Genomic DNA, 14,500 nt, shown 5'->3' with positions numbered 1-14,500 from the left:
TCGGGTTTCAGGCGGATGTGCGCCAGCGGTAGGGCGTGGAACCGTTGGTGACGGCGCCGGTCGAGGCCGAGCCGACCAGCTGCGCGTACTTGGCCAGTGCGCCGCGGGTGACTTTCGGCGGCGGGGCGTTCCAGCTTTCGCGGCGGGCGTCGAGGTCGGCGTCGGTGCTGAGCGTGCGGGCCTCGCTATCGATGACGATGCGGTCGCCGTCGCGCAGCAGGGCGATGGGTCCGCCGCGTGCGGCCTCGGGCGCGACGTGGCCGACCATGAAGCCGCGCGTGGCGCCGGAAAAGCGGCCGTCGGTCATCAGCGCGACATCGTTGCCGAGGCCACGGCCGATCAGCGCGGCGGTGACGCCAAGCATCTCGCGCATGCCCGGGCCGCCGGCCGGTCCCTCGTTGCGAATGACGAGGAAGTCGCCCTTTTGGATGCGATCGTTCTGCACCGCGGCGAAGGCGTCTTCCTCGCTCTCGAACACGCGCGCGGTGCCGGTAAAGCCGCCCTGGCCGAGGCCGGCCAGCTTCAGGATGCAGCCCTGCGGCGCGAGGTTGCCGTACAGGATCGCGTAGCCGCCGCGCGGCTTGATCGGCGCGTCGACCGAATGCACCAGGTCATGCGCGACCTGCGCCGGCGGCGCGTCGTCGAGTTCGGCGAACAGGCTGCGGCCGGTGACGGTCGGCGTGTCGACCAGCATGCCGGCGCGGCGCAGTTCGTTGGCGATGGCGGCGACGCCGCCGGCCTCGAACATCTCCACCGCGCTGTAGCGTCCGGCCGGCATCAGGTCGGCGATCACCGGGGTCTGCTCGGAGGCGGCGTTGAAGTCCTCCAGATCCAGTTGCACGCCGGCTTCGTTTGCGATCGCCAGCAGGTGCAGTGCGGCGTTGGTGGAACCGGCGGTGGCGGCGACCAGGCGCGCGGCGTTGATGAAGGCTTCGCGCGTCATCAACTGGCGCGGCGTGCGCGATTGCGCCAGGCACGCCATTACCAGTGCGCCGCAGCGGCGCGCGACGTCCGGCTTGTCCGCGTGCGTGGCCGGCACGTCGTTGAAGCCGACCGGCGACAGGCCGAGCGTGGTCAGGATCATCGCCATCGTGTTGGCGGTGTACTGACCGCCGCAGGCGCCGGCGCCGGGACAGGCGCGGGTCTCGACGCGGGTCAGTTCGGCATCGGACATCTTGCCCGCACCGTGCGCGCCGACCGCCTCGAACACGTCTTGCACGGTGATCGACTTGCCGTCCAGTGTGCCGTGGCCGATGCTGCCGCCGTACAGCGCCACGCCCGGAATATCCAGGCGCGCCAGCGCCATCGCGGCGGCGGGAATGGTCTTGTCGCAGCCGCACAGCACCACCATGGCGTCGAGGCAGTGGCCGTTGACGGCCAGTTCGATGGAGTCGGTGATGACCTCGCGGCTGACCAGCGAGGCGCGCATGCCTGGCGTGCCCATCGCCATGCCGTCGGTGACGGCGATGGTGTTGAACTCGATTGGCGTGCCGCCGGCGGCGCGGATGCCGTCGGCGACCTCGTTGGCCAGATCGCGCAGGTTGAGGTTGCACGGGCTGACGTTGGACCAGGTGTGCACCACGGCGACCAGCGGCTTGCCGATGGCGTCGTCGTCCAGGCCGGTGGCGCGCATCATCGCGCGCGCCGGGGCGCGGTCCGGGCCTTTCTTCATGGTGTCGCTTCGCATGCGCCGCCCCTCAGCCACAGGCCCGCATGCCGGCGAGAAACGCCGGCCTGCAGTCCTCGTCCAGATCCAGTGCGGCGATCACCGCGTCGCGCACTTGCGACGTGGTGGCGGTGCCGCCGAGGTCGCGCGTCCACGGACCGTGCGCGACCACATGCTCGACCGCGGCCTCGATCACGGCGGCTTCGGCTTCCAGCCCCAGCGCATGGCGCAACAGCAGCGCGGCGCTGGCAATGGCGCCGAGTGGATTGGCGGCGTTGCGTCCGGCGATATCCGGGGCCGAGCCGTGGATCGGCTCGTACAGGCCGCCGTGGCTATCGCCCAGCGAGGCCGAGGGCAGCAGACCCAGCGAGCCGGCCAGCGCGGCGGCCTCGTCGGTGAGGATGTCGCCGAACAGGTTCTCGGTGACGATGACGTCGTAGCGCGACGGCTGGGTCAGCATCAGCATCGCCATCGAGTCGACCAGCTGGTGCTCCAGATGCACTTCCGGGTAGTCGCGCGCGACCTGCTCGGCGGTGTGCCGCCACAGGCGCGAGGTCTCCAGCACGTTGGCCTTGTCCACCGAGGTCAGGCGGCGGCCGCGCTGGCTGGCCAGCTCGAAGCCGCGGCGCAGCACGCGCTCGATCTCGGTCACGGTGTATGCGCATTCGTCGGTGGCGCGGTCCTTGTCGCGGGTCTTGGCGCCGAAGTAGGCGCCGCCGGTGAGTTCGCGCACGACCACGAAATCGACGTCCTTCAGACGCTCGGTCTTCAGCGGCGAGCGCTCGGCCAGGCGCGGATGCACCTTCAGCGGCCGCAGGTTGGCGAACACGCCGAGCGCCGCGCGCAGCGCCAGCAGGCCCTGCTCGGGACGCACCTTGGCGTTCGGGTCCGACCACTTCGGACCGCCGACCGCGCCCAGCAGCACCGCGTCGGCGGCCAGGCAGGCGTCGCGGGTGGCGTCGGGCAGCGGCGCGCCGGTGGCGTCGATGGCGGCGCCGCCGATGGCGTGCTCGCTGAAGCGGAAATCGTGGCCGTGGTGGGCGGCGACGTGCTTGAGCACATCGACGGCGGCGGCGGTGACCTCGGGGCCGATGCCGTCGCCGGGGAGGGTGACCAGGTGGGCTTGCATGGTGCGTGATCCTTGAAGTGGCAATGCGGTGCGAAGGGAATGCGAGCGTTGGTGTCAGGCCGCCTCGGCGCGCTGTTCGTAGGCTGTGATGGCGCCGGCGTGTTGCTGGAGGAAGCCGAGCTGGTCCACGCCCTGCAGCAGGCAGTGGCGGGCGAAGCCGTCCAGCTCGAAGGCGAAGCGGCCGCCATCGGGCAGTTCGATGAAGCTGCCGGCGACGTCGATGGACAGTTCCACGCCGGGGTGGTCCAGCAGCCAGCGGTGCTCGGCTTCGCTGACCACCACCGCGAGCAGGCCGTTCTTCAGCGCGTTGGAGCGGAAGATGTCGGCGATCTCGCTGGACAGCACCGCCTGGATGCCGAAGTCCAGCAGCGCCCAGGGCGCGTGCTCGCGCGAGGAGCCGCAGCCGAAGTTGCGGCCGGCGACGAGGATGCGGCAGTCGCGCGCTTCGGGTCGGTTGAGTTCGAAGTCCGGGTCGTCGCTGCCGTCGGCGCGGTAGCGCCAGTCCTCGAAGGCGTGTCGGCCCAGGCCGGTGCGCTCGGTAGTGGTCAGGAAGCGCGCCGGAATGATGCGGTCGGTGTCGATGTTGGCGTGCGCCAGCACGGCGGTGCGCGAGCGGATGCGGGTCAGCGGTTTCATGGGCGGTCTCCGCGGAAAGAGAAGGTTGTTCCCGGTCCCCGCGTGAGGGGACGGTCGCGCGCGGGCAGGGGCCGGAACCGCGCGTCGGGCGTCGGGAGGAGACGCACGCGCACGGGCCGTCGGCGTGGAGTGGCCTGCCGGCGGGGACCGGGAACAAGCGGGATCGGACGGACGCGCGTCATGCCGCGGCCTCCGAGGTCTGCAGCAAGCTGCGTGGGTCGGCGATGCGGCCAGCCACGGCGGAGGCGGCGGCGGTGGCCGGACTGGCCAGCACCGTGCGCACGCCCTTGCCCTGGCGGCCCTCGAAGTTGCGGTTGGAGGTCGACACCACCAGCTGGCCGGGCTGGGCCAGGTCGCCGTTCATGGCGATGCACATCGAGCAGCCCGGCACGCGCCATTCGGCGCCGGCGGCGGTGAAGACTTCATGCAGGCCCTCGGCCTCGGCGGCGCGACGCACCGATTCGGAGCCGGGCACCACCAGCATGCGCACGCCCTCGGCGACGCTGCGCCCGCGCAGCACCTCGGCGGCGGCGCGCAGGTCGGGCAGGCGCGAGTTGGTGCAACTGCCGACGAACACCACGTCGACCGGCATGCCGGCCATCGCCTTGCCCGCGCGGACCTGCATGTACTCCAGTGCGCGGGCTTCCTGGGCGTTGGCGGCGGCGGGCACGGGCGCGTCCATCGCTGCGGCCATGCCTGGATGGGTGCCGTAGGTGACGGTCGGGCGCACGGCGGCGGCGTCGATGCGCACTTCGCGGTCGTAGCGTGCGCCGTCGTCGCTCTTGAGCGTCTGCCAGTGCGCGACGGCGCGGTCCCAGGCGTCGCCCTGCGGCGCGCGCGGGCGCTTCTTCAGCCAGTCGAAGGTGGTTTGGTCGGGGGCGATCATGCCGGCGCGCGCACCGGCCTCGATGGCCATGTTGCACACCGTCATGCGTTCTTCCATCGACAGCGCCTCGATGGCCGGGCCGCGGAATTCCAGCACGTGGCCGGTGCCGCCGCCGACGCCGATGGTGGCGATCACGTGCAGCACCAGGTCCTTGGCTGAGACGCCGGTCGGCAGGGCGTTGTCGACGTGGATGGCGAAGGTCTTCGGCTTGCGCTGCAGCAGACACTGCGTGGCCAGCACGTGGCCGACCTCGGTGGTACCGATGCCGAAGGCCAGCGCGCCAAACGCGCCGTGCGTGGCGGTGTGGCTGTCGCCGCAGACGATGGTCATGCCCGGTTGCGTCGCGCCCAGCTCCGGGCCGATCACGTGGACGATGCCGCGCGCGTCGCTGTCCCAGCCGTGCAGCTCGACGCCGAAGGCGGCGCAGTTGCTTTCCAGCGTGCGCACCTGCGCCTCGGCCTGCGGCGTCACGTAGGGACGCGTGCCGTCGGCGGCCGCGGGCAGGGTCGGCGTGGAATGGTCCAGCGTCGCCAAGGTGCGGTCGGGACGGCGCACGCGCAGCTCGCGGAGGCGCAGTTCATCGAAGGCCTGCGGCGAGGTGACCTCGTGCACCAGGTGCAGGTCGATGTACAGCACGGCCGGCGCATCGGCTTTTTCGGCGACGACCTGGTGGGCGTCCCAGACTTTCTCGAACAGGGTGCGTGGGGTAGTCATGCGGAGGCCTCCATCGAATCCGGCGCTTCTCGAACAGTGCGGTCACGGATGGCCGCTTTGTGCTTTTCGCGGTCAGGGATGACCGCTGAGATAGATGCAGCGTGTCTCGGGTCCCTTGCAGCGCTTGTCGAAGCGGGCTCGTCCAGTCCCGTGAGCCAGCCCCAGCGGTCTTCGGTGCGGCCGTCGAACAGGCCGAAGAAGGCGTCCTGCAGCGCGCGCGTGATCGGACCGACGCCGCCGCGGCCGACGGGCGCGCCGTCGACCGAGCGCACCGGGGTGATCTCGGCGGCGGTGCCGCACAGGAAGATCTCGTCGGCGTACAGCAACGCCTCGCGCGGCAGCGCGCGCTCGACGAAGGGGATGCCCAGCTCGCCGGCCAGCGCGATGACGCTGTCGCGGGTGATGCCGACCAACACGCCGGCGCTGGTCGGCGGCGTGACCAGTTCGCCGTTCAGCACCAGGAACAGGTTCTCGCCCGCGCCTTCGCTGAGCAGGCCGTCGCAGCCCAGGGCGATGCCCTCGGCGTAGCCGCCGCGGCGCGCTTCGAGTGCAATCAGCTGGCTGTTGAGGTAGTTGCCGCCGGCCTTGGCCCAGCTGGGGAAGGTGTTCGGCGCGGCGCGGTTCCAGCTGCTCACGCACACGTCCGCGCCCTGCTCGCGCGCGTCGCCGTGGTAGCTGCCCCACGGCAGTGCGAGCACGGCGACGTCGACCACGTCGTCCTTGGGCAGGATGCCCAGGCCGCCGGCGCCGCGGAACACCACCGGGCGCACGTAGGCCGCGTCCATGCCGTTGGCGCGCACGACGTCGCGGCAGGCGTCGTCGATCTGCTGCGGCGTGTAGCCGATGTCGATGCCGTACACGCGCGCCGAGGCGAACAGGCGCCGGGTGTGGTCGGCCAGGCGGAAGAAACGCGGCCCGTCGGGGGTGGCGTAGACGCGCTCGCCCTCGAACACCGAGGAGCCGTAGTGCAGCGCGTGCGCGCTGACGTGCACCGTGGCCTCGTGCCAGGGCTTCAGCGTGCCGTTCTGCCAGATCAGGGTGGAGTCGCTCATGGGGTCCTCGCGGGGGGGTGCGTGGGTGTTTCGTGGTGTGCGAAGAAAAAGCTGTCCGTCATTCCGGCGAAAACCGGACAAGCGCGAAGCGTGCAGAACGTCCGAAGAACGGCTCTGAAGGGGCGAGTACAGCGAGTCACCCAGGGCCTTGACCGCGCATCGAAGTCACTGGGTTCCGGCTTTCGCCGGAATGACGACCGGAGGAAGTGCCTGTGGTGCGACCAGAGGAAGTGCGCGCGGCATGAACTGCTGGCAGGCGTATGACGTGATCGATGTGCGTGACCCGGATGTATGCGCCAGCGCGGAGACTTCATGCGGACGGTTGGCGTACTCATGCGGTAGCCACCTTCGCGGCGGGGGATTTGCGGGCCTGGCGCGCGTGGTCGCGGGCGATGGCGTTGGCCACATCCAGCGCGGCCAGCGCGGCGGCTTCGACGATGTCGGTGGACCAGCCGTGGCCGCGCCACTGGCGCTGTTCGCGGTCGACCACGAGCACGGCCTGGCCCTGCGCGTCGCCGCCCTCGCTGGCGGAGAGGATGCGGAAGTCGGTCAGCGGCAAGGCCTCGCCGGTGGCGCGCTCGACCGCGCGCACCACGGCGTCGACCGGACCGTCGCCGATGGCCGCCTCACTGACCTCGCGGCCGTCGTCGTGGCGCAGTTTCAGCGAGGCCGAAGCACCGCCGCGCAGATGCGAGGCCGCATGCAGCTGCTCGATGCGCCACGGGCCGGGCTGGTCCGGATCGCGGCCCAGCGCCAGCGCTTCCAGGTCGCCGTCGTGGATCTCGCGCTTGCGGTCGGCGAGTTGTTTGAAGGCGTCGAAGATGGCGCCGAGGCGGGTTTCGTCGGGCGTGTAGCCCAGTTCTTCCAGCCGCTGACGCAATGCGTGGCGGCCCGAATGCTTGCCCAGCACCAGCCGCGTGGGCGGCACGCCGACGTCCTCGGCGCGCATGATCTCGTAGGTGCCGCGATGCTTGAGCATGCCGTGCTGGTGGATGCCCGATTCGTGCGCGAAGGCGTTCTCGCCGACTACGGCCTTGTTGCGCGGAAGCGCCTGGCCGGTCAGCCGCGACAGCAGGCGCGAAGTCGGATACAGACGGCGTGCATCGATGCGCGTGTCGACGGCGTAGTGCGGCGCTCGCACGCGTAGCGCCATGACGATTTCCTCCAGCGCGGCGTTGCCGGCGCGCTCGCCGATGCCGTTGATGGTGCATTCGACCTGGCGTGCGCCGGCGCCGATGGCGGCCAGGCTGTTGGCGACGGCCAGGCCCAGATCGTCGTGGCAATGCGCGGAGAACACCGCGCGTTCGGCGCCGCGTACATTCGCGCGCAGCCAGGTGAACAGTTCGGCGACCTCGGTCGGCGTGGTGTAACCGACGGTGTCCGGCGCGTTCAGCGTCACGGCGCCGGCGTCGAGCACGGCGGAGAAGATCTCGGCGAGGAACTCGTGCTCGGTGCGCAGGGCATCCTCGGCGGAGAATTCGACGTCGTCGCACAGCGCGCGGGCGCGGCGCACCGCGTCGACGGCGGTGTCGATCACCTGCTGCTTGCTCATGCCGAGCTTGTGTTCGCGGTGTAGCGGACTGGTCGACAGGAACAGGTGGATGCGCGCGGACTTCGCCTGTTCCAGTGCGCGCGCGGTGGTCTCGATGTCGCCGGGCAGGCAGCGCGACAGGCCGCACACGGTGCTGTGCCGGAGTTCGCCGGCGATCTGCGCCACGGCGGCGAAGTCGTCGGGCGAGGCCTGCGGGAAGCCGGCCTCGATCACGTCCACGCCCAGCTCCTCCAGCGCGTGCGCCAGGCGCATCTTCTGCGCGCGGTTCATGGAGAAACCGGGCGCCTGCTCGCCGTCGCGCAGGGTGGTGTCGAAGACGCGTACATGATCGTCGACGGCAACGCGGTCGTCGTCGGTGGCGCGTGGCGATGTGGGGTTCTGCTGGTTCATCCGAGGCTCCGCTGGGCGGGTTGGGAGCGTGGGTCGTAGAAACCGATCGGTCTGCAAAGCCGTCTGCGCGGTCCATGCTTCCGCCGCTTCTTGACCCATGGCGATGGCCATGGGCCGGCGAATCGTCGAAAACCTGTCCTCACGCAGTCGACTTTTCGCCTCGATCGTTTCTACGGCCCACGCTCCAAGGCAACAAAAAACCCCGCATCCGTTTCCGGGTGCGGGGTTTTTGACTGTGTCCGTGTTGCGCTAATCGTGGACGCGTGCCCTTAACCCGCACCTCCGCTGGTAATAATGACTACGACTAGGATTAGGGCTAGCTCGATGCGCACGAGCGCGACGTCACGCAGCGACGACAGCAGCGCGCGGACCGGGGCAAAGCCGGTCGGGGCGTTTTCGTGCTGGCGCGTGTGCTGCGACATGTCTACCGAACCTACGCAGGGTTGACGGGGGTGTCAATGAAAAGCATGCGTGAATGGATGGACGTCCATATGGCTAAATCGAATATAAGGGCGGTAGCGTGACCTAGTGCGTATCGTGTGCGCGGATCAGTCCAGTGCAGTCAGCACGTCGCGCAGTGCGTCGTCCGTCGGTGCCAGCAGTGCGGTGGCGGAAGGGCGTTGCAGCAAAGCCTCCAGCGCGGTCGGGACGGGGACTGGATGGCCGATCAGCGGCTCGATCACGCCCTCGAACTTGGCCGGGTGCGCGGTGGCCACGGCGACGCGCAGGCGCGACGGGTCCACATCGCGAAGCTGTGCGAGCACATGCAGTGCGGTCGCGGTGTGCGGGCACACGATGAGATCGTGCGCATCAGCGAACGCGCGCACGGTGTCGCGGATGGTGGCGTCATCGACGCTCTGCGCGGTGAAGCGCGCGCGCAGGGTGTCGTCGTCGAACATCCAGCGCAGGCGTTCGGCGTTGCTCGGCGCGCCCACGTCCATGGCGTTGGCCAGCGTGGCGACGCTGGCGCGTGGCTCGTAGTCCGCGCCGGCGAGGAAGTCGGGCAGCACCGTGTTCGCGTTGCAGGCGAGATGCACGTTGCCGATCGGCAGCCCCATCTCGCGCGCCCAGATGCAGGCCAGCGCGTTGCCGAGATTGCCGGTCGGCACCACGAAATCAGGGGCGACGCCGTGCTCGGCATGCAGGCGCAGCGCGGCCTGCGCGTAGTAACTCATCTGCGGCAGCAGGCGGCCCAGGCTGATGCTGTTGGCCGAACTCAGCGGTGTGCGTGTTTGCAGGTCCGTGTCGCCAAGGGCCGTCTTCGCCATGCGCTGGCAGTCATCGAAGCTGCCGGCGACGCGGAAGGCGTGCACGTTGTCGCCGAAGCAGCCGAGCTGGTGTGCCTGGCGCGGCGACACGCGGCCGTCCGGATACAGGATGACGACGCGAAAGCCCGGCAGGCGGTGGAAGGCCGCGCCCACGGCCGCCCCGGTATCGCCGGAGGTGGCAACCAGGATGGTCAGCGGTGGGTCGTCTGGTGCGCGCAGCCGGCGCATGCAGGCGGCGAGGAAGCGAGCACCGATGTCCTTGAAGGCGGCGGTCGGGCCGTGGAACAGCTCCAGCAGGTAGGTGTCATTCCGCGGCAGCGGGCGCAGCGGCGTGTCGAACGACAGCGCCTCCTGGCAAATCGCGTCGAGGTGCGGGGCCAACGGATCGCCCGTGAACCACGGCCGCAGCAGCCAGGCGGCGATGTCGGCCAGCGCGGCGTCCGGCGTGATCGCGTCGAGGTCCGCGCGCGGGAACGCGGCGGGGACGTACAGGCCGCCGTCCGGCGCCAGGCCGGCGGCGATGGCGGCGCTCAGACCGACGGCAGGCGCGTCGCCGCGGGTGCTCAGGATGCGCATGATTCGAGCCGTGCGGCGGGGCCGTTGATCGGCGCGACGAAGCGGTCGCTGGCGAGACCGTGATCGGCGAAGGCGCGAGCCATGGCGACGGCGGCGGCTTCGGCTTCGGCGCGTCGCTCGAACCAGCCGAACACGCTGGGGCCGGCGCCGGAAATGCTGGCGCCCAGTGCGCCGTGATCCAGTGCGGCGCGCTTCACGGCATCGAAGCCGGGAATCAGCGGCGCGCGGCGTGGTTCGACCAGCACGTCGCGCAGGCCGTCGCGCACCAGGTTGGCGTCGCCGAGCTGGCAGCCGGTCAGGACCAGGGCGAGGTGCGCGCTCTGGGCGACGAACTCGCCGATGGCGTAGGCCCCGGACAGCGCCTCGCGCGCGCGGCGCGTCTCCACTACGACGTGCGGATGCACCAGCGCGCAATGCCAGGCGTCGGGCACGTCCAGGCGGATCAGGTGTTGCTCGGTGGTCAGCACCAGCCCGCCGAGCAGCATGCAGCCGACATTGTCGCCGTGGCGGCCGCCGCTGGCCACGGCCTCGCCGTCGAGCGCGAACGGGTACAGCGCCTCGCGTGACAGCGGTTCGTCCAGCAGCGCATTGGCGGCGACCAGCGCGGCCACGCAGGAGGATGCCGAACCGCCCATGCCCGAGCCCAGCGCGATGCCCTTGTGCAGGTGCACGGCGAAGCCGAACGGCAGGTCCAGCGCTTCGCGCAGGGCGATCAGGGCCTGGCCGGCGGTATTGGCGGCGGCTTCGCGCGGCAGATCGGCGACGCAGCCGTCGATGTCGTCGATGCGCACGACCGGCGCGTCGATGCGGCGCACGCGGGCGCGGTCGCCGGCGCCGTCCAGGCTGTGGCCGAGGATGTCGAAGCCGATGCCGATGTTGCCGACGCTGGCCGGCGCCCAGGCGCAGGCTTCGTGTCGAATGTCCGCGCTCATGCGCGCGCCTCCGCGGCCACGCGCAGCAGATCGGTGAACACGCCACCGGCGGTGACGTCGGGACCGGCGCCAGGACCCTGCACGCGCAGCGGCGTGTCGGCGTAGCGGCGGGTGTGGAATTGCACGATGTTGTCTGCACCGCGTGCCTGTGCGAAGCCGTGTTCGGCGGGTAGCGCAACCAGACCGACGCGCGCGCGGCCGTCCGCATCGAGGTGGCCGATGTGCCGCAGCACCGCGCCTTCGGCGGTGGCCTTGGCGTGCAGCGCCGCCATGGGGTCGTCCAGCAGGTGCAGGTGGTCCATGAAATGCTCGCGATCGACGTGGCGCAGGGCGTCCGGCACCAGAGACTGCACCGAGACGTCGTCGAGGGAAAGCCCGCGACCGCTTTCGCGCGCCAGGATCACCAGCTTGCGCGCCACGTCGAGACCGTCCAGATCGGCGCGCGGATCGGGTTCGGTGTAGCCCCGCTCGTGGGCCTCTCGCACTAGCGCGGAGAACGGGCGCTGGCCGTCGTAGGCGTCGCACAGCCAGGCCAGGGTCCCGGACAGCATGCCTTCCAGCGCGACCAGTTCGTCGCCGGTGTCGAGCAGGTCGCGCAGGGTCTGCACCACCGGCAGACCGGCGCCGACCGTGGCCTCGTAGCGCAGCTGCACGCGCTGTGTGCGGGCCAGGTCCTGCAGCGCGCGCCAGTGCGGCAGCGGCCCGCTGGGCGCGAGCTTGTTCGGGGTGACCACATGCAGGCCGGCGGTGAGCCAGTCGGCGTAGCGCGCGGCGACGGTCTCGCTGGCGCTGCAGTCGACGATCACCGCCCCCGGCGCGCCGTGCAGGCAGGCCGCGACATCGTCGAGGCTGGACGGTCGCCAGATCTGCGCGCCGCCGTGGCGCGCGTTCAGCGCGTCGTCGTCGCTGTCCAGCCACATGCGCCGGCTGTCGGCGACCACGCGCAGATGCAGATCGATGTGCTGTTCGCGGCGCAGACGCTCGCGCGCCGCGCGCAATTGTTCCAGCAGCGCGCTGCCGACGCGGCCGGGTCCGACCACGCCCACGGTCAGCCGTCGCAGCGCGGGCGTCGGCGCGGCCGCAGATGGCTGCAGACAGTCGGGGTCCAGTTGCGATGCGTGCATGTTCACGGTGTTGCCTCCCTGGAGAGGGCCGTGTCCTGCGTCGTCGGGGTCGCGTCACGGCCCCGTCCGGTGCGGGGCGGGCCGTTTGCGTGATGGAATCAGTCGCGCACGAACACTCGCCCCGGGCAGGTGGTACCGGTGGTCGTAATGGCCGTGGTCGTCGTGCACGCCGCCGCTGCGCTTCGGCCGGAAGCCGAAGGATCGAGGAATCGATGCGGGCGTGCGTCAATGTGCATGCTTCGAACCTAGTGCGGCGCGTGCACGTTGGTCAATGAAGCAAATGGCATAAGTGGGCGTATACGTGACCGGGTCGTTGCTCACGGGCAGGATTCGGTGTGGTGAACCGGGTGGCGTGGCCGGCCGGGAACCGGCTAGGTCCGTGGATGTATGGCCGCTCCCGAACGCTTCCGAAGAACGTGGCCATCCCTGCGAAAGCCGGGATCCAGAGTCTTTGCATCTCTGGAAGAATCGACAGGCACTGGGTCCCGGCTTTCGCCGAGATGACGACCGAAGGGCATATCTGTGGTGCGGTCCAGACGAGGTTCCTGTCGCCGGATCAGTCCTACTTTTTGCTGAGGTCGATGGCGTAGGTGGCCAGGCCGTTGCCATCGTCGTGCAGTTTGCGCACGGCGCCGACGTGGTCGCCGCGGGTGACGTTCAGCGCGTCGGTCGGAGCGATGATCGTCACCGGGCCCTTCGTCTTCAGCGGCACGAACTGCCACGGGCGCGGGCCGAAGTCGGCGCGGGTGACGTGCGGATGGGCGCGAATCCACTGCACCAGGATTTCGCGGTTGGCGTCAGGCGCGTCAAGCACGGTGGCGTGGCCGTCCAGGCCGGGGAAGTGGCCGCCGCCGCTGGCGCGGTAGTTGTTGGTGGCGACGATGAAGGTCTGGTCGGCGCGCACCGGCTTGCCGTTGAAGGTCAGGTCGCGGATACGCTGGCCGACCGGCTGGCTGACGTCGATCCGGTAGTGTACGCCGCCTTGGATCTGGTCGAAGTTGTAGCCGGTGTAGTTCGGATTGATGAGCGCCTGCGGCTTGCTCTGGCTCGGGTCGATGCGCCGGAAGCGCTGGGCGGCATGCTCCAGCCAGGCTTTCAGGCCGGCGCCGTCGACGCGCACCGCGGCCAGGGTGTTCGGGTAGTAGTACAGATCGGCCGCGCTGCGCAGGGTCAGCGCGCCCGGCGGCACGTCGGTGTAGTCGTCCGGACCGCCGAAGCCGGTGCGGAAGGCGGCGGCGGCGGACAGCACGGGCACGCCTTTCAGGTCCGGGCGGTTCTCGGCGATCCAGTGCTTCACGTAGTCGCGCTGCGCGGCGTTGACGATGCTCAGCGCGCTGACGTTGCCGAGGTCGGCGAACACGCTGGTCATGCGGAAGTCGGTGTGACCGATGGGCGTGTTGACGTAGGCCACCGTGGCCTTCTGCACTGCGGCCACGCGCGGAGCGATGTGCGGGTCGGTGGGGACGCAGTCGGTCTTGCCGGCGCAGATCGGCAGCACCTGGCTGCGTGCGGCGGCGCGGTCGGACACCCAGCGGCCGTCCTTGCGCACCAGCTTCAGGTGGATCACGCCGAGGTCCTTGCCGAAGAAACCGCCCATCACCGCCGGCATGCCATGCACGGTGCCGCGTTCGGCGTCGACGCCGGGCATGCCCTTGAAGTGCGGGCCGGGGAAGGCTTGGTGCTGATGGCCGAGCAGCAGGGCGTCGATGGCCGGCACGTCCTTGGCCAGGTACCAGCCGGCGTTCTCCATCTTCGGTGTGTACGGACTGTCGTCGAGGCCGCCGTGGACCAGGGCGACGATCAGGTCGGGATGCTGTGCTTGCAGTTGCGGCAGGTACTTGCGCGCGGCGTCGACCACGCCCATCACCGTGACATTGCCTTTCAGGTGACGCTTGTCCCACTGCATGATCGGCGGCGGCGCGAAGCCCAGCACGCCGATGCGCAGCGGCACGCGAACGGTCTGGCCGTCGGGCGTGGTGGCGGTGACGGTCTTCTCGATCACGCGCCATGGGCGGTAGATCGGCTGGCCGTTCTCGGTGCTGAACACGTTGGACAGCACCAGCGGGAAGTGCGGGCCGGCGCAGCGGCGGTTCTTTACGCCGGTCACGTGCATGCGCTGGTCGGTGACCTGGGCCAGGAATGGCAGGCCGTAGTTGAACTCGTGGTTGCCGATGGTGCCGGCGGCGTAGCCGAGTGTGTCCATGGCGCGGTAGATCGCCAGTTCACGGTCGCACGGCACCGGATGCGCCAGCGCCTGGTAATCGGCCAGCACCGAGCCCTGGATGGTGTCGCCGTCGTCGAACAGTAGCGTGTTCGGATACTTCGCGCGGGCGCGGCGGATCAGCGTCGCGGTGCGCTCCAGACCGACATGCGGGTCCGCCGTCAGCTTGTAATAGTCGTAGCTCAGGATGTGGCTGTGCAGGTCGGTGGTTTCCAGCAGCGTCACGCGTGCGGTGGTGCCGGCGGGCACGGTGGCGGCGAACGCGGCGGTGGCGAGGCACAGGCCGGTCAGCAGGCTCAGCCAGGAAAGAAAGGGGCGGCGCAGGGACATGACGGGGCGGAAGTCGACAGGAGG

10 protein-coding genes are annotated in these 14,500 nt (G+C 70.2%); all 10 read right to left on the bottom strand.

What is annotated here, in order from left to right; translation table 11 throughout:
• Positions 1-7 precede the first annotated feature (7 nt).
• The 10 genes from ilvD to BTJ49_RS14085 all read right to left on the bottom strand — a co-directional run bounded on the left by ilvD (position 8) and on the right by BTJ49_RS14085 (position 14,476).
• Positions 8-1,687 carry a dihydroxy-acid dehydratase gene (gene ilvD, locus BTJ49_RS14130; RefSeq protein ID WP_113066072.1) on the bottom strand — a complete coding sequence of 560 codons (1,680 nt, stop codon included), beginning with the start codon at positions 1,685-1,687 and terminating at the stop codon, positions 8-10.
• A gap of 10 nt (positions 1,688-1,697) precedes the next feature.
• Positions 1,698-2,795, bottom strand: coding sequence for a 3-isopropylmalate dehydrogenase (gene leuB / locus BTJ49_RS14125; RefSeq protein ID WP_113066071.1), 1,098 nt, complete (start codon positions 2,793-2,795; stop codon positions 1,698-1,700).
• Positions 2,796-2,849: 54 nt separating this feature from the next.
• A complete protein-coding gene (gene leuD, locus BTJ49_RS14120) occupies positions 2,850-3,431 on the bottom strand; it encodes a 3-isopropylmalate dehydratase small subunit (RefSeq protein ID WP_113066070.1) in 582 nt (193 codons plus the stop codon).
• 178 nt (positions 3,432-3,609) lie between these two features.
• Positions 3,610-5,031: a 3-isopropylmalate dehydratase large subunit gene (leuC, locus tag BTJ49_RS14115; protein WP_113066069.1), complete on the bottom strand. Its 1,422-nt coding sequence runs from the start codon at positions 5,029-5,031 to the stop codon at positions 3,610-3,612.
• Positions 5,028-6,083, bottom strand: coding sequence for a branched-chain amino acid transaminase (locus BTJ49_RS14110; protein WP_113066068.1), 1,056 nt, complete (start codon positions 6,081-6,083; stop codon positions 5,028-5,030). The genes leuC and BTJ49_RS14110 overlap by 4 nt, the downstream gene beginning before the upstream one ends.
• A gap of 331 nt (positions 6,084-6,414) precedes the next feature.
• Positions 6,415-8,025 carry a 2-isopropylmalate synthase gene (locus BTJ49_RS14105; protein ID WP_113066067.1) on the bottom strand — a complete coding sequence of 537 codons (1,611 nt, stop codon included), beginning with the start codon at positions 8,023-8,025 and terminating at the stop codon, positions 6,415-6,417.
• A gap of 548 nt (positions 8,026-8,573) precedes the next feature.
• Positions 8,574-9,869 (bottom strand): threonine synthase, encoded by a 1,296-nt coding sequence (gene thrC, locus BTJ49_RS14100; RefSeq protein WP_113066066.1) that lies wholly within the window; start codon positions 9,867-9,869, stop codon positions 8,574-8,576.
• On the bottom strand, positions 9,857-10,801 hold the full coding sequence (locus BTJ49_RS14095) for a homoserine kinase (protein ID WP_113066065.1): 945 nt from the start codon (positions 10,799-10,801) through the stop codon (positions 9,857-9,859). The genes thrC and BTJ49_RS14095 overlap by 13 nt, the downstream gene beginning before the upstream one ends.
• Entirely contained in the window at positions 10,798-11,925 is a 1,128-nt protein-coding gene (locus BTJ49_RS14090) for a homoserine dehydrogenase (RefSeq protein WP_113066064.1), read from the bottom strand. Before BTJ49_RS14090 ends, BTJ49_RS14095 begins: the two co-directional genes overlap by 4 nt.
• A 562-nt stretch (positions 11,926-12,487) precedes the next feature.
• Positions 12,488-14,476 (bottom strand): bifunctional 2',3'-cyclic-nucleotide 2'-phosphodiesterase/3'-nucleotidase, encoded by a 1,989-nt coding sequence (locus BTJ49_RS14085; RefSeq protein WP_113066063.1) that lies wholly within the window; start codon positions 14,474-14,476, stop codon positions 12,488-12,490.
• Positions 14,477-14,500 lie beyond the last annotated feature (24 nt).

Source organism: Oleiagrimonas sp. MCCC 1A03011 (assembly GCF_003267965.1).
GTDB lineage: Bacteria > Pseudomonadota > Gammaproteobacteria > Xanthomonadales > Rhodanobacteraceae > Oleiagrimonas > Oleiagrimonas citrea.
The sequence above is the reverse complement of the archived record's forward strand: the minus strand, read 5'-3'. Positions and strand labels throughout refer to the sequence as shown.

Excerpts from the sequence above, each read along its gene's own strand:
- leuC (WP_113066069.1), bottom strand. The coding sequence starts at position 5,031 with ATGACTACCCCACGCACCCTGTTCGAGAAAGTCTGGGACGCCCACCAG.
- BTJ49_RS14105 (WP_113066067.1), bottom strand. The coding sequence starts at position 8,025 with ATGAACCAGCAGAACCCCACATCGCCACGCGCCACCGACGACGACCGC.
- ilvD (WP_113066072.1), bottom strand. The coding sequence starts at position 1,687 with ATGCGAAGCGACACCATGAAGAAAGGCCCGGACCGCGCCCCGGCGCGC.
- BTJ49_RS14095 (WP_113066065.1), bottom strand. The coding sequence starts at position 10,801 with ATGAGCGCGGACATTCGACACGAAGCCTGCGCCTGGGCGCCGGCCAGC.
- leuB (WP_113066071.1), bottom strand. The coding sequence starts at position 2,795 with ATGCAAGCCCACCTGGTCACCCTCCCCGGCGACGGCATCGGCCCCGAG.
- BTJ49_RS14085 (WP_113066063.1), bottom strand. The coding sequence starts at position 14,476 with ATGTCCCTGCGCCGCCCCTTTCTTTCCTGGCTGAGCCTGCTGACCGGC.
- leuD (WP_113066070.1), bottom strand. The coding sequence starts at position 3,431 with ATGAAACCGCTGACCCGCATCCGCTCGCGCACCGCCGTGCTGGCGCAC.
- thrC (WP_113066066.1), bottom strand. The coding sequence starts at position 9,869 with ATGCGCATCCTGAGCACCCGCGGCGACGCGCCTGCCGTCGGTCTGAGC.
- BTJ49_RS14090 (WP_113066064.1), bottom strand. The coding sequence starts at position 11,925 with ATGCACGCATCGCAACTGGACCCCGACTGTCTGCAGCCATCTGCGGCC.
- BTJ49_RS14110 (WP_113066068.1), bottom strand. The coding sequence starts at position 6,083 with ATGAGCGACTCCACCCTGATCTGGCAGAACGGCACGCTGAAGCCCTGG.